Genomic DNA, 22,720 nt, shown 5'->3' on the forward strand with positions numbered 1-22,720 from the left:
GACAGCAGGGTGATGGTGGTGGTGTGTTTGGAGACAGCCAGTTTACCAGCACCCTGTCTGTCAACTTCCACTTCCCCAAGATCCCGCGAAGAACCTAAAAAAACCCCGTTGCACGCAACGGGGTTTTTCATGATACCCGGCAGGATCAGTTGCCGAGGGTGGAGAACAGGCTCTGTTCCAGGCTGCCGCGGGAGACGCACACCGGGGTGATGGAGGGAGCCAGTACCCGCTCGCCGGAGGACTCGACGAAGTAGAGCTGGGTATTGCCCTTGACGTTCACGGTCGCCACGCTGTTGTTGCCGCTCTGGGTGATGATCAGGTTGATCTGCAGGTTGGGGTTGCCCAGCGCCACCTTGGACCCCATGGTGCCACAATCCAGCCACTCCAGACCATCGGCCGAGTTTTCCACGTTGGCGGTCATCAGACCGGCACCACGCTGGCTGTTCTCGATGTTCAGGCCGTGATCGCCGAACCACTTCTCGGCACGGGCCCACACCAGATCCACCGGGATCGCCATCTCCTGGGTGTTGTTGGTTGCCTTGGCAACCGGCGGGGTATAGCGATACTGCTCGCCGCCGTTGTTGTCGCTCGCACAACCCACCATCAACAGGGCCAGGGCGCCCCCCATTATCTTCTTCATGCTGCTTCTCTCATCCATAAGGCCATAGGCCGACCGGCGGCTATTATGGCGATCGCGACACAGACTGTCAGCAGGGATCCGCACAAATGGCGTACTCTTAACCCAGGCTTTACAAAACCCACCTGTTATCATAGATTTGCTCGAAGTCTCCCCCGTGAGTGCTCTCGTGACTTCTTCGCTCTCCCTGGCGCTGCTGCAGCAGATCATCGACCAGTTACCCATGAATATCTTCTGCCGGGACAAGCACGGACGGTACCTGTTTGCCAACAAGGCATTCGCCAGGGAAGCCGGCCTGCAAGACCCGAGCGAACTCATTGGCAAGAGCGATGCCGAGATGCCCTGGGGGGATGTATTCCGGGAGGAAGATGACCGCCTGCTGGCCGACGGCAAACCCCTGCTGCACCAGCAGCTCCATTGCCACAGCGGCGAAGGCGCCAGCTGGATGGAGATCAACAAGGTTCCTCTGTATGACGAGCACGGCGATCCCATCGCCCTGTTTGCCATGGTCAGCGCCATCGATCAGCGCAAGGAGCTGGAGCAAACCTTCCGCCAGCAGCAGTTGCTGCAACGCCGCCTGCTGGATGCCATTCCCGACCTCATCCGTCTCGAGGATCACCAGGGCGTGCTCATCGACTGCAACCAGGCCTTTCTCGACTTCATGGGGCTGGTGGCAAGCGAGGCTCTGGGTCGGCGCGTCCCGCCCCGGTTGCCCGTCGAACAAACCCTGGGTCAGGGGGAGTATTGCGTGGTGGATGCCCAGGGCAGAGGCCGCCATCTGGAGGTCACCCGGGTCGAGGTGCCGGATGACGAGGGCAACTCCCTCGGCATCCTCACCCTGAGCCGCGACATCACCGGGCTGCGCACCACCCAGGCCCAGTTGCAGCAGGAGCAGCACTACGACAGCCTGACCGGCCTGCTCAAGCTCTCCCACTTCCTCCAGACCAGCCGTCATCTGGGCGCCCGCAAGGCCAGCCTGCTGCTGGTGGATCTGCAACATTTTCGCGAGATCAACGATCGCTTCGGCATCCGGGTCGCCGACCGCCTGCTGAGCCAGGTGGCCCGTCGCCTGCAGCGACTGGCGCCGCCCCAGTCCCTGCTCTGCCGGGTCGCGGCGGATGACTTCGCCCTGCTGCTGCCCGAGCTCCCCCTCTCTCTGGATGCGTGGAGCCGCAACCTGCAGCAGGAGCTGATGACGCCCTATCAGGTGGAAGAACACAGGATTCAGATCCCGGTGTTCCTCGGCATCGCCCATGGCAAGGCCAAGGATGCCGAGCGTCTGCTGAGCCACGCCGAGGCCGCCCTGGCCCAGGGCAAGCGCCAGCAGCAGCACTGTACCCTGTTCGACCCCGCACTCGATGCCAAGCTCAAACGCCGCCAGCTCATCGCCGCCCAGTTGCCACTCGCCATCAAGTCCGCCGAGCTGACCGCCGTCTACCAGCCCATCATCTGCACCCACAGCAACCGGCTGCACGGGGCAGAGCTGCTCTGCCGCTGGCCCCATCCCGAATTCGGCATGATCTCCCCCGACGAGTTCATTCCGCTGGCGGAGGAGCTGGGGCTCATCGGCCAGCTCGGCCAGCTGATGCTGGAGCTCGGCTGTGCCCAGCTTGCCCGCTGGCAGGTGGCGGCCCCGGACCTGGTGCTCTCCATCAACCTCTCGCCCCTGCAGTTCCGCGATCCCGAGCTCTGCCCGCAGATCTTCGACTGCATCGCGCGCCACGGGCTCGCCCCCTGGCAACTGGAGCTGGAGATCACCGAAGGGGTGCTGATGGAGAATGCCGACGAGATAGAGAGCAACCTGGCCAGCCTCATCGAGGCGGGCTTCCAGCTCGCCATCGACGACTTCGGCACCGGCTACTGCTCCCTCGCCTATCTTCCCAGGCTGCAGGTGGCGACCCTCAAGCTCGACAAAAGCTTCACCCAGGGGCTGGCCACCAACCAGGCCACCACCGCCATCGTGCGTTCCGTCATCGGGTTGGGCCATGAGCTTGGCATCAAGATCACCGCCGAAGGGGTGGAGACGCCGGAGCAGCAGGCCTGGCTGGTGCAGGTCGGTTGCGATCGGCTACAAGGCTATCTGTTCAGCCGCCCCCTCCCACCGGCCGAGTTTGCCCGCAGCTACCAGCTGCCGGAGCAGTAAGCCAGCAACAACAAGGCCACCCGAGGGTGGCCTTGTTGTTTTTGCAAAGCGTGCATGATCTGGCGCACTTACTCCTGGAAGTAGGTGCCCCAGCCGTCGTAGTCCACCCCGTATTTCTCGAGGATGGGCAGCATCTTCTCGATGTCGGCGACGATGGTGTCGATGTCCAGCTTGCACTCCACCATGGCGTCGAAACAGAAGATGGTGGCGCCGTCGTCCAGCTCCATCTCCTCGGCGTCGGTCACTTCGAAACCGGCCTTGAACAGATCGACCGCCGCCTTCTCCAGCAGATCGAACTTCTGGCAGGCAAAGTGGTGCTCAATCTCGTAATCCAGATCCGGGTTGCTGCCATCTGCCAGCAGCTCGTTGACGATGGCGGCGGTCTCTTCGCGCCACTCTTGCATATTGGTATTCATATAAACCCCAGGCGGTGTTGGATGGATGTCACCCCTGCCAGCCGCGTCGGCCCGGACCATGGCCAGGGGATGAGTGCGGCAAAGCATACCCGCAGAGCGCGGCAGGCTCAATCGATGGGCCAAGATAACTGGCGCCTCTCCCGGCTTGGCGCCAGCGGGCAGCCCTCGGCACGTCAGGCAGCTCGCCCCCCTTCATGATGTTCTGCTGGCCGTCGGCCCACCCTGCCCCGCAGGCGCCCCTCTTTTCATGGTTAAAACGGGGAAACCGGTCCAATCACGGGAAGATTGCTCGGATATCGAGCGAACGGTACATCAATCTGCGGCCTGTGGTTGACACCCCAGTCCAGAAAGGGTTTAATGCGCGCCGTTGCCCAGATAGCTCAGTCGGTAGAGCAGGGGATTGAAAATCCCCGTGTCGGCGGTTCGATTCCGTCTCTGGGCACCAACTATTCCTCCTTAGTTCAGTCGGTAGAACGGCGGACTGTTAATCCGTATGTCACTGGTTCAAGTCCAGTAGGAGGAGCCAAATTCGAAAGGCCCGCTCAGATGAGCGGGCCTTTTTGCATCTGTCATTTACTCACATGCCGGGGCTAGTAGTGGTTTTCGTCCCCATGCCATACGTGTCCGGACGAGCAGGCCCGGGCGACTTCGTGGCAGGGGTCGTCCGCATGGCGGCGGAAGAAGTGCTGATCCTGTTGCAGCAGGAGCGAACTCATCGAGTGGCTCATGCCAGCCAGTGCCTCGCCGGCGGTCAATCCTGCAACCCGGTGATCTGTGGCCAAATGAGCCAAGACTTTTTCACGACTGTTCATGATCGCCTCCCTCTGTGGATCCGGTCGTAAATTGACCATAGCAGCCGTACTCTGCATACCGCAAACCCGCCTCAGCAAAGGGCTACAGGCAGGTCCCGACCTTCTGCTCCGGCATGAAAAAACCCGCTCATGACAAGCGGGTCTGTTTCACTCAGCTAACTGCCGTTGCAGGCCGCCAGCAACAGAGTGGCACCACAGGTGGCGCTGAACACCAGCAAACCCGCCTGCAGCACCCCCTCCGGATCCCTCTGTGTGCGTCTCTTGCGAACACGTATCCATCTCGGCTTCATCGAGCCAACTCCATCCAGTTTCCTGCACCCGGGGTGCTGACCTATCCCTGCCCGTCCCGGCAGGCGGCTCATCTTTGTCCAGTTGCAGCCCGCCGTCAACCGCGGCGAAACCACACCTTGTACGGCACCGACCTCAGGCTCCATCTCTGTTAACAATCTGGAAAACCGGCGTGACCCGCCCCTGCGCCAGGGCTATGATGAGGCCGACGATTTTCCTACCCTCAGGGAGACCCCAGATGAGCAGCCCCTTGCACTATGTGCTGGATGGCATCCATTGCGAGCCACACTTTTTTACCGTGCCCCTCGACCACCAGCATCCCGACGAGGAGGCGACCCTCACCCTGTTTGGCCGCACCCTCTGCCGCAAGGACAAGCTGGATGATGACCTGCCCTGGCTGCTCTATCTGCAGGGGGGCCCGGGGTTTGGCGCACCTCGCCCGACCGCCGATGGCGGCTGGATCAAGCGGGCCCTGCAGGAGTTTCGGGTGCTGCTGCTCGATCAGCGCGGCACCGGCCACTCCACCCCCATCAGTGCTGACGCCCTGGCGGGGATGACCCCAAGTGAGCAGGCGGACTACCTCGGCCATTTTCGCGCCGACAGCATAGTGCGCGACGCCGAATGCATTCGCGGGGTGCTGAGCCCGGGGCGCCCCTGGAGCCTGCTCGGCCAGAGTTTCGGTGGCTTTTGCAGCCTCACCTACCTCTCGTTGTTCCCAAGGAGCCTGCACGAAGTCTACCTCACCGGCGGCGTGGCCCCCATCGGGCGCAGTGCGGATGAGGTCTACCGCGCCACCTACCAGCGGGTAGCGGACAAGAACCGCGCCTTCTTCACCCGCTTCCCCCATGCCCAGGCCCTGGCCAACCGGCTGGCCAACCACCTGCACCACTACGATGTGCGCCTGCCCAACGGCCAACGTCTGACGGTGGAGCAGTTGCAGCAGCAGGGGCTGGATCTGGGGGCCAGCGGCGCCTTCGAGGCACTTTACTACCTGCTGGAAGACGCCTTCATCGGCGAACGCCTCAACCCCGCCTTCCTCTACCAGGTGCAGGCCATGCAGCCGTTCAACACCAACCCGGTGTTCGCCATCCTGCACGAGCTCATCTATTGCGAAGGGAGTGCCAGCAACTGGGCGGCCGAGCGGGTGAGAAGGGAGTTTCCTGCCCTGGCCTGGGCGCCAGGCAAAGATTTCGCCTTCACCGGCGAGATGATCTTCCCCTGGATGTTCGAGCAGTTCCGCGAGCTCATTCCCCTGAAGGAGGCCGCCCACCTGCTGGCCCAGAAAGCGGACTGGGGCCCCCTCTACGATCCGGCGCAGCTGGCCCGCAACACTGTGCCGGTGGCCTGCGCCGTCTATGCCGAGGACATGTTCGTGGAGTTTGACTTCAGCCGCGACACCCTGAAGGGGCTTGGCAACAGCCGCGCCTGGATCACCAACGAGTACGAACACAACGGCCTGCGGGTCGATGGCGAGCGGATCCTGGACCGTCTCATCCGCATGAACCGGGATCGCTGATCCCGCCGGGCGCACGCCCGCAGCAAGACAACAAGTTCGAGGGCGGCCCATGAGCCGCCCCGCCCATGGAAGCAACACAAAACAACAAGGACACCCATTGGATCATCCGGAAATCTCGGCCGGCTGGCTGAGTCGCCTCTTCTATAGCTGGACCGGCCCGCTGCTGCGCAAGGGGCTGACCCAGCCCCAGGTCAGTCTCGACGATCTCTATCCCCTGCTGCCGGAAGACAGGCGCGACGGCCGCGCCGACGCCTTCCTCGCGCTCACTGCCCGCCAGCCGGTGCGCCCCTGGCCCCTGACCGCCTTTATCTGGCGCCATTACAAGGGACGGATTGGCCTGCTCACCCTGCTGCAACTGCTCGGCATGCTCGCCACCCTGACCAGCCCCTGGCTGCTCAACCACAGCATGACCCAGCTCGGCACCGATGCCACCACCGGCCACAAGCTGCTGCTGGCCCTGGCCCTGTTCGCCTCCGTGCTCGCCGCCGGCATGCTGGCAGAGCACTCCCTGCAACTGGCCCTCAAGATGCACGTGCCCATCCGCCGTCTGCTGGCCGAATCCCTGCTCGCCAAGGTGATGAAGCAGGGTGGCAAGAGCTTCGACGACAAGGCCGGCGGCCGGGTTCAGAACCTCATCAACCGGGACGTGTGGGACATTACTTGGATTCTTGCGGACCCCGCCATGCCGATCACCATGGCGCTGCAACTCATCGGCACCATCGCCCTGCTGGTGTGGCAGGTGGGCAGTGCCGGTCTGGTGGGCTTCGCGGTGCTGGCCCTGCTGCTGCTCATCTCCACCCGGGTGGTGCGGCGCATGAACCAGCAGGAGCAGCAGCTCAAGCGTCAACAGGACGAGCGCAACGGCATCCTGGCGGAATACATCAAGAAGCTGCGGCTGGTGCGCCAGAACGGGCTTGGCCCCTTCTTCACCCGGGCGGCCAACACCAAGCGCCAGCAGGAGCTGGGGGTGCTGGGCCGGGTGCTCAGGCTCGATGCCATCAATGAAGGGCTGATGCTGAGCACTCCCCTGCTGGTGACCCTGGCCACCTTCACCACCTACCTGGCGTCGGGCAACACCCTCACCCTGCCCCAGGTGTTCACCACCATCGCCCTGTTTACCGTGCTGCGCATCCCCATGATGCGACTGCCCTACCTCATCCGCACCCTGATCAACTTCAACACCGGCTTCAGCCGGCTGTGCGAGTTCCTGAACAGCCCGGAGCAGCATCGGGAACTCGATGATCCCGCCCTGCCGGCGGGGGCCCTCCACCTGGAAGGCGTCAGTGCCCTGCACCAGCAAAAACCGGTGCTCGAGGGAGCCAACCTCGCCATCGCACCGGGGGAGCTCGTGGGGATCACCGGGGCCACCGGGGCGGGCAAGAGCTGCCTGCTGCATCTGGTTGCCGGCTTTGACAGCGAGTTTGCCGGCAGCATCCGTCGCCACGGCCGGGTTGCCCATCTGGGCCATAAACCCTGGCTGATGAACGACACCATCCGCAACAACATCTTGTTCGGCCAGCCCTGGCACGCCGAGCGCTATCGTTGGGTGCTCGGCGCCTGCGCCCTCACGGCCGATCTCGCGCTGCTCAGCCACGGGGATCAAACCCTGGTGGGCGAGCTCGGCACCCGCCTCTCCGGCGGCCAGCAGCAGCGGGTCGCCCTAGCTCGCGCCCTCTACGCCCGGGCCGATATCCTGCTGCTGGACAACCCCTTGTCTGCGCTCGACCCCATGGTCGCGGCCCAGGTACTGGAGCAGGGGCTCGTCTTCAAGCCGGGGCCGACCCGGCTCCTGGTGAGCCACGATCCGGATGTGCTGGCCAGGTGCGATCGGGTGATCCGCATCGAGCAGGGGCGCCTGGTGGAGCTCGATGCCCACCAGTTGGCGGATCTTGTCCAGCATCCCCAGCCCGCCCCGCCGGTGCCCCCTCAGGAGGCGGAGCAGTTCAGCGAGGAGAAAGTGGTGGAGGGCAAGGTGGACTGGGGGCTGTTTGGCTTCATGTGGCAGCGCCTCGCCGCCCCCGGTGCCATCCTGCTCGTCCTGCTGCTCACCCTGGGCCAGGAGGGGCTGCGCATCGCCTCGGATCTCTGGCTCGGCGGCAAGGCCGAGGTGAGCGACGTCACGACCCTGCTCGGCATCTATGTGCTGCTGGGGGCGGGCTCCCTCGCCTGCATCATGGCGGTGCGAGTCATCAACTACAAACTCGGCCTCAAGCTGGCCTGGACCCTGTTTGACGGCATGCTGGGGCGCATCAGCCGCGCCCCCATGGCCTTCTTCGACAAGGTGCCCCAGGGGCGCATCCTCAACCGCTTCGACCGGGATCTGGGGGAGGCGCAAGAGATGCTGCTCTCCATGCTGGTGGGACTGTTCGGCATGCTGGTGTCCGTGGCCTTGCAGGTGGTGGTGATCGGCATCAATATTCCCCTGCTGCTGCTCATCGCCCCCCTGGTGGGATGGGCGCTCTATGTATTACAGCGCCGCTACCGGGCGGTGCAACTCAAGCTGCGGCGCCAGTCCTCGGTGCTGCGCTCCCCGCTCTACATCAGCATCAGCGAAACCATCCGCGGCGCCCCCGCCCTGCGCCTGGCCGGGGCCGAGCGTTTCGCGCTGGACCAGGTGCTGCACCACTATGACAACAACCTGCGCAGCTGGTACACCACCACCTCCATCAACCGCTGGCTCGGCATGCACCAGACCCTGCTCTCCGCCGCCCTGGTGGGGGCCGTGGCACTAATGGTGGCCTTTGGCAACAGCCCGCTGCTGGGGGCGGTTGCCATCACCTATGCCTTTACCGCTTCCGCCATGCTCAACTCCCTCATCCGCACCTTTGCCGAAGTGGAACAGGTGATGAACGCGGTAGAGCGGGTGCGCGAATACAGCGAAATAGAGAGCGAACGCCAAGAGGGAGAGGCCCTCGCCACCCCTCACCCCGCAGTGCGCTTCGACAACCTGGGGCTGCGCTACCCCCAGACCAGCCAGTGGGCGCTGCACAAGGTGAACTTCGAGCTGGCCCCCGGTGAAAAGGTGGGTGTGTGCGGGCGTACCGGGGCAGGCAAAAGCTCCCTGCTGGGGGTATTGCAGGCCATGTATCCCGCCTCCCAGGGAGAGATCTTCTACGGCAATCAGCCACTGTCACGACTTGCACCGGAGGCGGTGCGCGACCTCTACGACACAGTCTCCCAGATCCCGCTCACCTTCTTTGGCACCTTGCGGGCCAATCTGACGCCCCTGGCCGAGCATGAGGACGCCGTGCTTGAGCAGGCGCTGGCCCGGGTGGGCCTCGCCGAGCGCTGCGCCGGGCGGCTGGACGAGGATCTCGACAGGCTGCAACTCTCCGCTGGCGAGACCCAGTTGTTGGTGATCGCCCGCATCCTGCTGTCGCGCCGACCGCTCATCGTGCTGGACGAGGCCACCTCGGACCTCGATCACGGCGGCATGCGCAAGATGGCAGAGCTGCTCTACCGCTACCGGCCGGAGGCCAGCTATCTGGTGATCGCCCACCACCTGGAGCCGCTCTTGTCGGTAGACAAGGTGGTGGTGATGGAGGCCGGCACCGTGGTGGAGCAGGGTTCGCCGGTGAGCCTGCTGGCCAACTCCCACTCCCGCTTCCACCAGCTGTTTGCCGGCCAGGTCAGCCGTCAGGTGCCCCAGACGGCATGAGCGCCAACAATAACAAGGGCTGCCCCCGGGCAGCCCTTGTTGCTTGAGGAGAGCCTCAACGCTCCATGATCTGGGTGATGTCGTCCTTGTTGATATGCACCTCCCGCCCCTCTTCATCGTAATAGCGATACATGCCAGTGCTCTCGTCCAACCTGGGTTTGCTGTCGGTGGCAATCATCTTGCCATCCTTGGTGCTCATGATGTATTGGGAGCTGCACCCCGCCAATCCCAACAGACAAATCAGCATCATCACAGCTTTCATCACTCTCCCCTTCTTCACGCTCACCCTGGCGGTGATAGGTGAAGCCTAGCTCAACCGGATGGCCCGTTTACCTTGATTGCAGCAACAGGATTCACAGAAAGAATCCACCTGCTATAGCCATTGAAAATGATCTATCAAGAAAAGAAAGACCGGACATCTGTCCGGCCTGCTCTGGATTATTAGTTACTTGCCCGGCTTGCGCTCGCCGATGACGGTGGGGTTGGCCGGATCCATGCTCCACTCGAACCATCCGCCATCGTAGACGCTGATCCGCTTCCAGTCCATCAACCAGGCGTAGAAGAACGCCTCGGAGGCGCGCCAGCCGGTGCCGCAGTAGAAAGCGGCCTGCTGGGTCGGCTCGATATTCCACTCATCCCACATGGCAAGGATCTCGCGGGCGGGCTTCATGGTGCCGTCCGGGTTGTGGAAGTCGCTCATGCTGTTGGCATCCACCCCGCCATGACCCCATCTGGCCCCGGGAATGTCCCCCTTGGGCTTGATGTAGCTGTAGCCCGAGGTATTGCCCACGAACTCGTCCCAGGTGCGCACGCTGACCAGGGCGCCGTCCGGCTGCTTGAGCAGGGCCTTGGCCTGGTCAAGGGTGGTGTAGTACTCGGGATGGGCCGGGATGGCCACGCCAAACTCCTTGGCCGGGGTGAACTTGTTGGCCAGCCCGGTCTCGGTGCGCAGATGCTGCACGAACCAGGCCTCCAGCCCGCCGTCCAGCAGCCGCACATCCTCGACCCCCGCATACATTATCAGATGGGCCGCACGGGCCGCCGCCATGGTGTTGCGGCCATAGAGGATGACGGTGGTGTCATGACGGATGCCGTTCTCCAGCAGCAGCGCCTTGAGCGCCTCGTCAGAGACCTTGTTCCACAGCGGCTCCCCTTCCAGCCGGTTGGTGTCGATGTAGCCGGCTCCCGGAATGTGGCTCAGCAGATAGGCCTTGGGGGATCCCCAGTCCACCTCGAACACCTTCCACTCCCCCTTGGGGGCGGCGATGACCGGTTTGCCTGCCTGCAAGTCCGCCAGCCAGAGCGGATGGACCAGCTGCTGCCAGCGTGCCAGATGCTCCCGGGGCGCCTCTTTCCATCCCTGCAGCTCGAACAGCTGCTTGATGCCCTGCTGGCGCAGCAGACGGGCCACCTCGGCCACCTCGCGAGGGGTGCCATAGAGGGCGACGGGTTTGTCGGCCTTCAGCCCCTTGCTCGCAAGCGCCACAGGCCACTCCTCGTCACTGTATTTCCACTCTGCGGAGAGCAGCTCGGCACCGGCCACATGGCCCCCCTGCTTCTCCCCGTCCATGGGCCAGCCCTGATAGAAATAGCTCGGGCGGGTATCCAGGATCACCGCCTCCTTCCCCTTGGCATCCGCCAGGGAGAGCGGGGGCAGCTCGGCGGCCAGCGCGGGCCAGGCACACCAGAGCAGCAAGGCGGTCAGGCAGCTTCGCCACAGTCCAGTCATTCGTTTCATGATGTCGTCTCGATGCATAGTGAAGAGAGTTAAAAAATGGAGCGGCCCAGGCGCTCGGCCAGCAGCTCCAGCGCCGCCGTCCCGGCCAGGGAGTTGCCCGCCTTGTTGAGCTCGGGTGACCAGACGCAGATGGAAAGCTCTCCCGGGATCAGCGCCATGATGCCGCCCCCCACCCCGGATTTCCCCGGCATGCCGACCCGGTAGGCGAAGTCGCCCGCCTCGTCATAGAGGCCGCAGGTGGCGAGCAGGGCATTGACCTGCTTGGTGGTACGGGCCGGCAGCAGGGGCGTGCTCTCGCCAAGGGGGACGCCCCGGTTGGCCAAATAGACGAAGGCTCGTGCCAGATCGACGCAGCTCATGCGGATGGCGCAGGCATTGAAGTAGCTCTGCAATACCTTGTCCACCTCGTTCTCGAAGTTGCCATAGGCCTTCATCAGATAGGCGATGGCGGCATTGCGGGCGGAGTGCTGGTACTCGGAGCGCGCCACCACCTGATCCGCCATGATGGCCGGGTTGCCGCACAGGCGGCGCACCAGTTCCAGAGTGCGTTGGCGGGGAGCGGTGAGCCGGGTTTCCAGTAGATCGCTCACCACCAGGGCACCGGCGTTGATGAAGGGGTTGCGGGGAATGCCCTGCTCGAACTCCAGCTGGACGAGGGAGTTGAACGGCTGACCGGAGGGCTCCTTGCCCACCCGGGCCCAGATCTCCTCCTCCTGATAGAGGGTCAAGGCCAGCGTGAGGCTCAGGGCCTTGGAGATACTCTGGATGGAGAAGGGCTCGAAAGCGTCACCTGCGGTGAACAATTCTCCTTCAACGGTACAGACCGCGATCCCCAGCCGGTCGGCAGGCACCTGGGCCAGGGCGGGAATGTAATCGGCCACCTTCCCCTGCCCGAGCAGCGGACGCACCTCTTCCAGGATGCCGGCCAGTAATTCGGATGACAACACCATTGGCTATTCCATGACGTGAAACGAGGCGGGGCCAGCCCACCGACAAAAATCCCGCCGGCGGCGGGATTTTCTATCTGCCCGGGAGGCAGTCAGATATCAGGCCGGCTCGCCGTACCAGAGATCGAACAGCTCGGTGACCACCACGGCCTCCAGCCCTTTGCCTTGCAGCCAGGTCTGAACGGCGGAACGGTCTTCGTCGGAGCACTTGCCGAGCTGCTGGGTGCAGATCATCCCTTCCCAGGCCAGGTGACCCGAGCCGGCGAAGGCCAGCTTGCGAGGCTCAATCACCTCGTCGATCAGCGCATCGACCACAGCATCAATGGTCTCTTCGGCGGTGCCGACCGGGAAGTTGAAACTGATGTCGAACCCCATTTCCTGGAATTCATCGACGCGCAGTTTCTTGCGCAGACGGCGGCTACGGTTGGCCATGATAGCTCCTTAGTTGATACGTTGACTCAGTTGACTCGTTTGAAAATCAGATCCCAGACACCGTGGCCCAGACGATGGCCACGCTGCTCGAATTTGGTCAGGGGGCGCCAGTCGGGACGGGGCACCCAGTTGCCGGTGGCGGAGGTGTTCTCGTACCCCTCGGCGGCACTCATCACCTCCAGCATGTGCTCGGCGTAGTTCTCCCAGTCGGTGGCCATGTGGAAGACGCCACCGATGGCAAGCTTCTGGCGGATATCCTGGGCAAAGGCAGGCTGCACGATGCGACGCTTGTGGTGGCGGCTCTTGTGCCAGGGGTCCGGGAAGAAGAGCTGCAGGCAGGAGAGAGAACCGTTCGGGATCATGTGCTCCAGCACTTCCACCGCATCGTGGCAGATGACGCGCAGGTTGGTGACGCCCGCCTCCTGGGCGGTGCCAAGGCAGGCGCCCACACCCGGAGAGTGCACCTCGATGCCGATGAAGTTCTTCTCGGGGGCGTTCTTGGCCATCTCCACCAGGGAGGCGCCCATGCCGAACCCGATCTCCAGCACCACGGGTCCCTCGCGGCCAAACAGGGCCACCATGTCGAGCGGCTCTGGTGCGAAATCGATGCCCATGACCGGCCAGAGCTCTTCCAGGGCCTTCTCCTGCCCTTTGGTCAGGCGGCCTTCGCGACGGACGAAGCTGCGGATCTTGCGCATGAACTTGCCGTCTTCGTTAAACACATCTTGGGTCACAGACATAGTAAATTGCTCGTTATTGCATCGCTCTGGAACAGAGCCGACATAAATGGATCGCTCGTTATTGCATCAGTTCGCAAAAACAGGGGAGCGAATTATCCCAAGATAGGCACAAGGCGCAAGTGTTTCCCACAACAAATCCCCCGGGACTGCCCACATCCACCGGCAAGGTTGACAAATGCCACCCCCTTCACAGAATCTGCCGGACGTCGGGTTCATCCTGACGCGGAAAAATAAAACCATATACAACAAAGGATTGCAGTATGAAGAAAACCCTGTTGGCCCTCGTCCTGCCTGCCCTGCTGGCCGGTTGCAACCCCTCTGACAACGACTCCCAACCCCCTGCCCCCGCGGCTCAGGCCCATGAATTTCTGGTGCAACTGAGCTCTGGCGCAGAAGGGATAGGCGCTCGTCCCACGGGCACCGAGGCCGAAACCCGCGCCGCCGCCTGGATCCAGGATCACCTGGCCGGTTGGGGCTACGAGGTGCAGAACCAGCCGTTCACCTACACCAGGGGCGGCACCGAACGAACCTCCCAGAACATCGTCGCCGAGCTCAAGGGTCAGAGCGACAAGGTGATCCTCATCGGTGCCCACTATGACAGCACCGGCGAGAAGAAAGGATCCGAAGGCGCCACCGACAACGGGGCCGGCGTCGCCGCCCTGCTGGCGGTCGCCGAGGCACTCAAGGGAGAGACCCTGCCCTACACGGTGCGCTTCGCCTTCTTCGGCGCCGAGGAGAACGGCCTCAACGGCTCCAGAGCCTATGCCGCCAGTCTCGACACCGATGCCGTCGCCAAGCTGCTGGCCATGGTGAACTACGACACCATCGCCGGGGGCGACATCGTCTATGTCCACTCGGCCCACTCCGACGTGGCCGAGTACAACTGCGCCGACCCGAGCCGCTACAGCTTCGATCCCAAGGTGCGCGATCGCCTGCTGGCCATCTCCCAGCAGACCGCCACCCCGTTCGCCATCCACCCCAGCTACAGCGGCTACCCGGAAGGGGAGACCGGCAGCTGGTCCGATCATGCCCCCTTTGCCTGCCTGGGGGTGCCCATCGCCTACGTGGAGGCCACCAACTTCACCATCAACGGGGAAGATGGCTATGACGGCTACTCCCAGAGCACCAATCCGGCACTGTGGGACTGCTACGACGACGCCACCAAGAGCGCCTGCGACCGGGACAGCGAGACCCAGTGGGGCAAGATCTGGCACACGGAGCATGATCGCCTCGACAAGATGGCCGAGCTCTTCCCGGGCCGGATCGAGCAGCAGCTCGGGGCCAACACCGACCTGATGATCCGCTTCCTCAAGGCGCCGGGGCTCTGACCCCCACCCCGCCCGATGCCCCCCTGACAGGGGTTTTTGCGCCCCTGACCGGGGTCGGGACGATAAAATTCGGGCAGGTGCCAAACCTGCCCTTTTTTATGGATTTTTGTGACAGCCATTGCCTCATTTCTGAAATCTGATACAAACGGATAACCTGGCGGTTGAATGGAGCGACCGCCACCTAGTCAGAGAGAACCCTATGCAGCCGTTTTTTGCCCAGCGCTTCGAGAAGGTCGAGCCTTCCTTTATCCGCGAAATCCTCAAAGTTGCCGCCAATCCGGAGATCATCTCCTTCGCTGGCGGCCTGCCCAACCCCCATCTGTTCCCGGTCAAGGCCATCGAGCAAGCCTGCCAGGACGTGCTGCGCGAGCAGGGAGCCGCCGCGCTGCAATACGCCACCACCGAGGGCTTTGCCCCGCTGCGCCAGTTCATCGCCGATCGCTACCTGAGCCGCCACGGCATGACCGTCAATCCTGACAACATCCTCATCACCAGCGGCTCCCAGCAGGCGCTGGATCTGCTGGGCAAGGTGCTGGTGAACGAGGGGCAGGATCTCATCATCGAAGAGCCGGGCTACCTTGGCGCCATCCAGGCGTTCTCCGTCTATCAACCGAACTTCAAGCCCATCACCCTGGGTGAAGAGGGGCTGGATCTGGCCGCGCTGGATGCGCTGCTGGAGCAGGGCTCCAGCGCCAGGCTGCTCTACGGCGTGCCCAACTTCCAGAACCCGAGTGGTGTATCCTACAGCCGCGCCAACCGGGAAGCCCTGGCCGAGCGCCTGGTGCGCCACGATCTGCTGATGGTGGAAGACGACCCCTACGGCGAGCTGCGCTTCGAAGGGGAGCACCTGCCCCCCATCGCCAAGCTGGCCCCCCACAACACCGTGCTGCTCGGCTCCTTCTCCAAGACGGTGGTACCCGCCTTCCGCCTGGGCTGGATGGTGGTGCCGGACTGGCTGCGCAAGAAGGTCACCATCGCCAAGCAGGCCACCGACCTGCACAGCAACGCCTTCAGCCAGCAGGTGCTGCACCGCTTCCTGAGCGACAACTCCCTCGACGCTCACCTGGAGAAGATCAAGGAGGTCTATGGTCGCCAGCGTGCCGCCATGGAAGCCGCCCTCGCCCGCCACTGTCCGCCCGGCGTCAGCTACACCCGTCCCGAAGGGGGCATGTTCCTCTGGCTGACCCTGCCGCCCAGCGTCAGTGCCATGGCCCTGTTCGACGAGGCCATCAAGGAGAAGGTGGCCTTCGTGCCCGGCGCCCCCTTCTATGTGCGCCCCGAGATCCAGAACACCCTGCGCCTGAGCTTCTCCTGTGTGGATGAGGCGACCACGGAAGAGGGTGTTCAGCGTCTGTGCCGCGCCCTGGCCCGCATGCTCTGAGCCATCCGGCCATAAAAAAACCAGCGACCCGGTCGCTGGTTTTTTTTGCCTCGCGCTTTCCCCTCAGCGCCCCTGGCCGGCCAGCTGGCTGACAAACTCCTTCATGGGCATGGGCCTGCCAAACAGGTAGCCCTGCAGGAAGGTCACCTCGCGGGCCTTCAGATAGTCGGCCTGCACCTGATTCTCCACCCCTTCCGCCACCAGTTGCAGACCGAGCCGGGTCGCCAGATCGATGACGTTCTCCACGATGTGGCTGGAGAGCGCGTCCGACCCAATCATGCCGACGAAGCTCTGATCGATCTTGAGGAAGTCGACCTGGAAGGTCTGCAGGTAGGTCAGGCTGGAGTGGCCGGTGCCGAAATCGTCGATGGCGATGAAGACCCCGAGGGCATGCAGCTCGGCAAAGAGCCGGTCCGTCGTCTCGTCCGCCACGATGAGCTCGCGCTCGGTCAGCTCCAGCACCAGCTTGATGGGATTCCCCTTGAAAGCGTTGATGAAATCCCGGCAATCCTCCACCAGGCTCAGATCCTTGCAGTGGCTGGCGCTGATGTTGAAGCCGAAGTGGAACCCTCGCGGCAGATGGTGCGCCTTGCCCGCAAACTGTTCGCGCACCTGCGCCATCAGCAGCCGGGTCATGGGCACGATGAGGCCACTGTCCTCTGCCAGGGGAATGAAGCGATCCGGCGAGATCATCCCCTGACGGGGGTGTTGCCAGCGCATCAGCACCTCGCAACCGCTCCATTGGCCGTCCTCCCCGTTCACCACGGGTTGCAGATAGGGGATGAACTCCTGCTGGGAGAGTGCCCGTTTCAGCTCCTGGGCCGGCGAAGTCGAACGGCCCATCAGCCAGAAGACCGCCACCCCGAGCAGCAGGCTCAGCAGAGGATAAATAATGACGCCCACCTTGGAGTAGTCCCAGATGTGGGCACGGTACTCATCCACCGACACCGTGGTCACTACCTTGAACGGGTACCTGGTCGAGACCTGTTCTAGATAGCCACTGCGGTCCTTGGGGATCAGCTTGTCGGTGAGCTCGCTGTTTCGCAGCAGCATCTCGTTGCCGACCACCAGCCCCAGTGGGGAGTTGCGGCTCAGCATGTCCAGGATGTTGAGCAGGTAGTAGCCGTCGACCCCCACCAGCACGCTGAACTCGCCCACCTCTTCCCGGTAGGCGATGAGGGGGCGATTCGGGGTGACCGGGTTGCCCTTCATCAGGTCGAGCCTGCCCCCGACATAGTCATCCAGTTTGATGCCGCCATCGACTGGGCCATAGAGGGAAGAGCAGTAGATCCGATCTCCCCTGGCCAGGTTGACGCTGCGCACATCCGGCACCGTGGCCACCTGATCCCTGAGCCCCTGCACCACCTCGAGACAGGGCCTGCCCAGGCTGCCGGTGAGGGCCGACGCCGCCAACTGGGCATTGTCCAGAGTGCGGTCGAACATGACCCTGGCATGTTCCAGGCGCGCCACCGCATCCTGTTTCACGCCGGTGGCGGTCTGCCAGATGACGATGACGAGCCCAAGGAGCATGGGCAACAGACCGGCCAGCAAGGCACAGAGCAGCCGAACATAGAATTGACGCACCTTCAAACGTCGAAATGGCATAACGGCCCTCATGAACATGGCGAAAAAGCGCTCGAGTTTACCCGCTGGCGCCCGTTTGGCAAGCCGGAATGCGCCCCTGATACCGCCGCGCCACGGCGCCCCCCGTGGTCGCAACGCCCGGCAACCCCGTGGACAAAGGGGGCGGCGTCTTGGGAGACAAAAATCATAATGCTCATAAAAACAGGAGCTTGTCCATCGGGCACCCAGGCTCTAGAGTAGACCCTAGAGCGTCAGGGAGGCAGGACATGAAGATACTGATCACGGGGGGCACGGGGTTTATCGGCCGCCGTCTGGTGGCACACCTCAAGGTGGCGCACGAAGTAGTCGTGCTGACCCGCCAGGGCAGCCGGGCCTACGAGCTGCTCGGCCACGATGTCACCCTGCTGGACAGTCTGGACAGGCTGGATCACCTCAATGACGTGGACATCGTCATCAACCTGGCCGGCGAACCCATCGCCGCCGGACGCTGGAGCGAGTCCCGCAAGCAGTTGCTCTGCAACAGCCGCTGGCTGCTGACCGAACAGCTGGTGGATCTCGTCAAACTCTCCAGCACGCCCCCCAGATTGCTGCTCAATGCCTCCGCCATCGGCTGGTATGGCCGCCAGGATGACGCCCCTCTGGATGAAACATGCCAGAGCCCTCACGACGAATTCACCCACCGTCTCTGTCAGCAGTGGGAGCAGCTTGCCCAGCAGGCCCGCTCGGCCCAGACCCGGGTCTGCATCCTGCGCATAGGCCTGGTACTCGGCATGGAGGGGGGCGCCTTGCCCAGGATGCTGCCCCCTTACCGCCTGGGCCTCGGCGGCCCCATGGGCAGCGGCACCCAGATGATGAGCTGGATCCACGTGCAGGATCTGGTGCGGGCCATGCTGTTTCTCGTCGAGCACGGCGAGTGTGACGGCATCTTCAACGGCACGGCCCCGCAACCGGTCAGCAATCGCCGGTTCAGCGAGATCCTGGCCGCCACGCTCCATCGCCCGCACCTCTTCTTCGTACCGGCCCCCCTCCTGCGACTCCTGATGGGAGAGGCGGCGGATCTGCTGCTCACCGGACAGCACGTGCTGCCCGCCCGCTTGCAGCAGGCCGGTTTTCACTTCAGCTTCCCGGCCCTGCCCGGCGCTCTGGACAATCTGCTGCACTCACCCCGTTGACCCAATGACACATCCCGACCAAGGTCGGGATGTGTCGAGCCATCAGAGCAGCCCCTGCCCCAGTCCCCTGAGCCGGTCGCTCAGGGTACCCGCCAGCAGTTGGCGGCGCATGCCCTGTCCGGCCAGGGTCACCAGCACGGCCCCAAGCAGGGGGAGTGCAGCCCAGATGGCCCAGTGGAACTGCCACTGCGCCCCCTCCCACCACCACTGCAGGCCGAAGGAGCAGAGCTCCACCACCATGGCGGCGCAGAGCCCTGCCAGGGCACCGCTCGCCACCAGCTCCCAGCGCAGCATCTTCTCGAGCAGGGCGCTGCCCGCCCCCAAGGTGCGCATCAGCAGCAGCTCCCGGCGCCGATGGGCCATGCCGGCCTGGGTCTGGGTCAGCAGCACCAGCAGGGCGGCCACCGTCACCAGCCCGAGCATCAACCCCAGGGCGCGGCTCACCTGATCGGAGACCAGGGTGAGGCGGCCTATCAGATCCTCCACATCGATGAGGCTCACCGTGGGGTGGCGGCGGATGAGTTCCACCTCTGCCCCTCGCCCCTCAGGCGGCAGACGATAGCTGCCGAGCCAGGTCTGGGAGAAGGGGGCCAACACATCCGGCGAGAAGATCATGTAGAAGTTCGGCCTCATGTTGTCCCACTTGATGGACCTCAGGCTGGTCACCCTGGCCTCGAACGCCTGCCCCTCTATGGTGAAGCCGAGCACGTCTCCGAGCGCGATGCCGAGCCGTCCCGCCAGTGCCTCGTCGACGGAGACCTCCCCCTTGCCGGCCAGCCATTGACCGGCAGTGACCTTGTTGTCGGCGGGCAGGGCCGATGTGGTGGTGAAGTTGAGCTCTCTGTCCACCCCCTCCCGCGCCGCATCCTCCCCCACCGCCTCACCGGCGATACGGGTCAAGCGCCCGCGCACCATGGGGTAGAAGTCCGAGGTGATGGCCCCGGCCTGGTGCAGATCGGCTAGGATCCCTTCCCGCTCGCTGTCCGCCACATTGACCAGGAAGCGGTTCGGGGCGTCGGCAGGCAACCGGGTGGAAAAATCCTCCAGCAGATCGACCCGCGCCGCCCACAGCAGCCCGAACAGCATCAGGGCCAGGGCGAAGCCCGCCAGCTGGAACAGACCACTGCCCCGCTCCCGGGAGAGGTGATTGATGGCCAGGCGCAGGGCATGGGGCCCCTTGAGCCGACTGCCAAGACGCAGCAGCACGGAGGCGAGCAGGGCCAGCAGCGCCATCAACACCCCCATGCCACCGATGAGCCCGCAGGCCAGCCTGATGTCGGCGGTAAAGCCCCACACCAGGGCAAACAGCCCGATGAGCCCCACGGGCACCGTCAGCCAGGGGGGGATCCCCGCCTCCAGCTCCCGGCGCAGCACCCGCAGCGGCGGTACCTTGAGCAGCCTCAGGAAGGGGACGAACGCCAGCATCAGGGTGATGAAGAAGGCGACCGCGAGGCCAAGGGCAAAGGGTCGCCAGGAGGGGGGCGGCAGATCCGCAGGCAGCAGATCCCCCAGCAGGTTCAGGGTCAGCCACTGCATGGCGCTGCCCGCCACCAGCCCCATCAGGGCCCCCACCAGGGTCAGGGAGAACAGCAGGGTGCCCATCAGTTGCCACAGGGTGCGCCGCGAAGCCCCCAGGGTCTTGAGCAGGGCCACCATGTTGGTCTGGCGCTCGGCGAAATGGCGCACCGCTATCCCCATGGCCAGGGCGCCGAGCAGCACGCCGGCAAGGGATGCCAGACGGAAGAAGCGCTCGGCATTGCCCAGGGATTTCCCCACCTGGGTACCCTGATCGTCGGGTTTGACGAGCTTTTGCCCGGCGCTCAGCCTGGGGTTGAGCCAGGCCTCATAGCGGGCGATGGCGTCGCGGGGTCCCTTGACGAGATAGCGCCACTGCTGGCGACTGCCCGGCAGCAGGGCCCCGGTCGCTTCGATATCGGCGCTGTGGATCAAGGCCCTTGGCGCCATCTGGAAGGGGCTGAACCCCTGATCCGGCTCCTGGCCCAGCTCCCCTGCCACCGTCAGCCGGGTGTTGCCGACCTCGAGTGCCTCCCCCACCTTGGCGCCGAGCAGCTGCATCACCCTGGCGGAGAGCCAGATCTCGCCGGGCGCCGGGGTGCGCTGGGGAGTGAGCTCCAGCTTGCCGTAGAAGGGAAAATCCCCGGGCACGGCACGGATGGAGGCCAGTTGCAGAGTATCGCCGTGAAACAGCATGCTGTTGAAGCTGACCGTGGTCTGCACGGCCAACCCCTCCTGATGCGCCTGCGCCAGCCACTCTGCCGGTGCCGGCGTCGCGGAGCGCAGCACCCTGTCCCCTCCGATGAAATCCCGCCCGGAGGCCTTGAGCCCCGCATCCAGCCGATCCGCCACCAGAGCCACGCTGAGCACGCAGGCGACGCTCAGCGCCAGCGCCAGCACAAACCAGCGCAGCTCGCCGCTGAACCCTTCCCGGCGCAGCAGCTTCAATCCCAGTCGCCACTGACTCATGACAGCTCTCCCACCTTGGCCGCCATGACAGATTGTGCCTCCAGCCGCCCGGCTGACATCACCAGCTGCCTCTGGCAGCGCTGGGCCAGTTCATGGTCATGGGTCACCACCACCAGGGTGGTGTTGTGCTCGCGGTTGAGACGAAACAGCAGTTCGATCACCGTCTCCCCCGTTTTGCTGTCGAGGTTGCCGGTGGGCTCGTCCGCCAGCAGCAGGCTGGGACGGGTCATGAAGGCACGGGCAATGGCGACCCGCTGCTGCTCGCCGCCGGAGAGGCGTGGCGGCAGGTGGTGTAACCGCTCTCCCAGACCGACCTGTGCCAGCAGCTCCCGGGCACGGGGCTCGCTGTCGGTCTCCCCCCGCAGCTCGGCCGGCAACATGACGTTTTCCAGGGCGCTCAGGGTGGGCAGCAGCAGGAACGACTGGAACACGAACCCCACCTGCTCGGCCCGCAGCCTGGCGCGTCCCTCCTCGTCCAGCCGGGTGAGGGAGTGACCGAGGATCTCTATCTCGCCGCTGCTCGGCAGATCGAGACCGGCCAGCAAACCGAGCAGGGTGGACTTGCCGGAACCGGACGCACCGACCAGCGCCAGCGTCTCGCCGGTATTGACTTGCAGATCGATCCCTTCAAGGATGGTGAGGCTTTCCTGACCGAGGCGAACGGTTTTACCGAGCCCCCTGACGGCGATAATGGGCGTTGAACTCATCTTGGGTATCCTGTTTGCCTGAACCTGTAATGACAATAGAACGTGGGAGTTGACTGCATGATGCGTCTCTTGTTTGCCGTGAGTTGCCTGTGCTGCTGGGCAGCGTCCGTCCAGGCCCAGACCCTGCTGGTACTGGGCGACAGCCTGAGTGCCGGCTACCAGATGCAGGCCGAACAGAGCTGGCCTGCCCTGCTCAATGAAAAGTGGCAGCAGCAGGGGGGAGAACACACCCTCATCAATGCCAGCATCAGCGGTGAAACGACCCAGGGCGGCCTGGCCCGCCTGCCCGCTCTGCTCGAAACCCACAGACCGGACTGGGTGTTGATCGAACTCGGCGCCAACGACGGGCTGCGGGGCTTTGCTCCCGCCATCACCCGGGCCAACCTGACCAAGATGATCGAGCTCACCCGGGCGCACCAGGCGAAGACGGTGCTGACCCAGATCCTGCTGCCCCGCAACTATGGGGCGCGCTATCTGCAACAGTTCGAGCAGATCTTCCCGGATCTTGCGAAGGCCAATGACCTGCCGCTGATGCCCTTCTTTCTGGATGATATTGTGCTGCGCCCTGAACTCATGATGAACGATGGACTGCACCCGACGGCCGCCGCCCAGCCCCGGATCCGCGACAAGGTCGCCCGCTTTGTCGAGCCTCTGCTGACACAATAGCCCGGTGGCCGGGCCCCTGGCCTTCCCCTTGCTCAGCAAAAAGCCCCCGCATGGCGGGGGCTTTTTCATGG

The 22,720-nt window shown here is 64.1% G+C and carries 19 protein-coding genes and 2 tRNA genes; 9 read left to right on the forward strand and 12 right to left on the reverse strand.

All coding sequences use genetic code 11. The features are described 5' to 3' along the window. Nucleotides 1-145 precede the first annotated feature (145 nt). The gene (locus ACPW74_RS15260) at nt 146-640 is read right to left on the reverse strand and encodes a hypothetical protein (RefSeq protein WP_029314787.1); all 495 of its coding nucleotides are present in this window, start codon (nt 638-640) and stop codon (nt 146-148) included. A gap of 166 nt (nt 641-806) precedes the next feature. Between ACPW74_RS15260 and ACPW74_RS15265 the strand changes: the two genes are divergently transcribed. Then, nucleotides 807-2,780, forward strand: coding sequence for a sensor domain-containing protein (locus tag ACPW74_RS15265; protein WP_053288764.1), 1,974 nt, complete (start codon nt 807-809; stop codon nt 2,778-2,780). A 68-nt stretch (nt 2,781-2,848) separates the two neighbouring features. Here the strand turns inward: ACPW74_RS15265 and rraB are convergent, their stop codons facing one another. Next, nucleotides 2,849-3,184 carry a ribonuclease E inhibitor RraB gene (rraB, locus tag ACPW74_RS15270; protein WP_010675493.1) on the reverse strand — a complete coding sequence of 112 codons (336 nt, stop codon included), beginning with the start codon at nt 3,182-3,184 and terminating at the stop codon, nt 2,849-2,851. Between the two features lie 381 nt (nt 3,185-3,565). On the opposite strand from rraB, the gene ACPW74_RS15275 reads away from it, so the two are divergent. Continuing rightward, nucleotides 3,566-3,641, forward strand: a tRNA-Phe gene (locus tag ACPW74_RS15275). 5 nt (nt 3,642-3,646) lie between these two features. Further along, nucleotides 3,647-3,722, forward strand: a tRNA-Asn gene (locus ACPW74_RS15280). Nucleotides 3,723-3,786: 64 nt separating this feature from the next. Here the strand turns inward: ACPW74_RS15280 and ACPW74_RS15285 are convergent. Continuing rightward, on the reverse strand, nt 3,787-4,008 hold the full coding sequence (locus tag ACPW74_RS15285; protein ID WP_223924611.1) for a hypothetical protein: 222 nt from the start codon (nt 4,006-4,008) through the stop codon (nt 3,787-3,789). Nucleotides 4,009-4,163: 155 nt separating this feature from the next. Continuing rightward, complete coding sequence (locus ACPW74_RS15290) at nt 4,164-4,298, reverse strand: hypothetical protein (protein WP_268915805.1); 135 nt, start codon at nt 4,296-4,298, stop codon at nt 4,164-4,166. A gap of 236 nt (nt 4,299-4,534) precedes the next feature. Between ACPW74_RS15290 and ACPW74_RS15295 the strand changes: the two genes are divergently transcribed. Together ACPW74_RS15295 and ACPW74_RS15300 are read left to right on the forward strand one after the other, a co-directional pair. Continuing rightward, nucleotides 4,535-5,812: an alpha/beta fold hydrolase gene (locus tag ACPW74_RS15295; protein WP_425858302.1), complete on the forward strand. Its 1,278-nt coding sequence runs from the start codon at nt 4,535-4,537 to the stop codon at nt 5,810-5,812. A gap of 97 nt (nt 5,813-5,909) precedes the next feature. Next, nucleotides 5,910-9,470 carry an ATP-binding cassette domain-containing protein gene (locus ACPW74_RS15300; RefSeq protein WP_362777370.1) on the forward strand — a complete coding sequence of 1,187 codons (3,561 nt, stop codon included), beginning with the start codon at nt 5,910-5,912 and terminating at the stop codon, nt 9,468-9,470. 55 nt (nt 9,471-9,525) lie between these two features. Here ACPW74_RS15300 and ACPW74_RS15305 read toward each other — a convergent pair whose 3' ends face one another. The 5 genes from ACPW74_RS15305 to trmB form a co-directional block, all read right to left on the reverse strand. After that, a complete protein-coding gene (locus ACPW74_RS15305) occupies nt 9,526-9,732 on the reverse strand; it encodes a YgdI/YgdR family lipoprotein (RefSeq protein WP_111896856.1) in 207 nt (68 codons plus the stop codon). Nucleotides 9,733-9,915: 183 nt separating this feature from the next. Further along, nucleotides 9,916-11,199: a sulfurtransferase gene (locus ACPW74_RS15310; RefSeq protein ID WP_373870293.1), complete on the reverse strand. Its 1,284-nt coding sequence runs from the start codon at nt 11,197-11,199 to the stop codon at nt 9,916-9,918. A 38-nt stretch (nt 11,200-11,237) separates the two neighbouring features. Further along, complete coding sequence (gene glsB, locus ACPW74_RS15315) at nt 11,238-12,158, reverse strand: glutaminase B (protein ID WP_010675499.1); 921 nt, start codon at nt 12,156-12,158, stop codon at nt 11,238-11,240. Nucleotides 12,159-12,254: 96 nt separating this feature from the next. Further along, a complete protein-coding gene (locus ACPW74_RS15320; RefSeq protein ID WP_042879866.1) occupies nt 12,255-12,587 on the reverse strand; it encodes a YggL family protein in 333 nt (110 codons plus the stop codon). 26 nt (nt 12,588-12,613) lie between these two features. After that, nucleotides 12,614-13,327, reverse strand: a complete 714-nt coding sequence (trmB, locus tag ACPW74_RS15325; RefSeq protein ID WP_162624630.1) for a tRNA (guanosine(46)-N7)-methyltransferase TrmB — start codon at nt 13,325-13,327, stop codon at nt 12,614-12,616. A gap of 260 nt (nt 13,328-13,587) precedes the next feature. Here trmB and ACPW74_RS15330 point away from each other — a divergent pair, with 260 nt between their 5' ends. After that, nucleotides 13,588-14,655, forward strand: a complete 1,068-nt coding sequence (locus ACPW74_RS15330; protein ID WP_111896858.1) for a M28 family metallopeptidase — start codon at nt 13,588-13,590, stop codon at nt 14,653-14,655. Nucleotides 14,656-14,854: 199 nt separating this feature from the next. Continuing rightward, nucleotides 14,855-16,036, forward strand: coding sequence for a PLP-dependent aminotransferase family protein (locus ACPW74_RS15335; RefSeq protein WP_103259609.1), 1,182 nt, complete (start codon nt 14,855-14,857; stop codon nt 16,034-16,036). Nucleotides 16,037-16,099: 63 nt separating this feature from the next. Here ACPW74_RS15335 and ACPW74_RS15340 read toward each other — a convergent pair whose 3' ends face one another. Then, entirely contained in the window at nt 16,100-17,641 is a 1,542-nt protein-coding gene (locus ACPW74_RS15340; protein WP_041212429.1) for an EAL domain-containing protein, read from the reverse strand. A gap of 245 nt (nt 17,642-17,886) precedes the next feature. Here ACPW74_RS15340 and ACPW74_RS15345 point away from each other — a divergent pair, with 245 nt between their 5' ends. Next, on the forward strand, nt 17,887-18,792 hold the full coding sequence (locus ACPW74_RS15345) for a TIGR01777 family oxidoreductase (RefSeq protein ID WP_111896859.1): 906 nt from the start codon (nt 17,887-17,889) through the stop codon (nt 18,790-18,792). A gap of 42 nt (nt 18,793-18,834) precedes the next feature. Here the strand turns inward: ACPW74_RS15345 and ACPW74_RS15350 are convergent, their stop codons facing one another. Further along, a complete protein-coding gene (locus ACPW74_RS15350; RefSeq protein WP_111896860.1) occupies nt 18,835-21,276 on the reverse strand; it encodes an ABC transporter permease in 2,442 nt (813 codons plus the stop codon). Further along, nucleotides 21,273-21,983 carry an ABC transporter ATP-binding protein gene (locus tag ACPW74_RS15355; RefSeq protein ID WP_111896861.1) on the reverse strand — a complete coding sequence of 237 codons (711 nt, stop codon included), beginning with the start codon at nt 21,981-21,983 and terminating at the stop codon, nt 21,273-21,275. Before ACPW74_RS15355 ends, ACPW74_RS15350 begins: the two co-directional genes overlap by 4 nt. Before the next feature lie 57 nt (nt 21,984-22,040). Between ACPW74_RS15355 and ACPW74_RS15360 the strand changes: the two genes are divergently transcribed. Then, nucleotides 22,041-22,649: an arylesterase gene (locus tag ACPW74_RS15360; RefSeq protein WP_111896862.1), complete on the forward strand. Its 609-nt coding sequence runs from the start codon at nt 22,041-22,043 to the stop codon at nt 22,647-22,649. Nucleotides 22,650-22,720 lie beyond the last annotated feature (71 nt).

The organism is Aeromonas sp. INTO2, assembly GCF_049860605.1.
GTDB lineage: Bacteria > Pseudomonadota > Gammaproteobacteria > Enterobacterales > Aeromonadaceae > Aeromonas > Aeromonas caviae.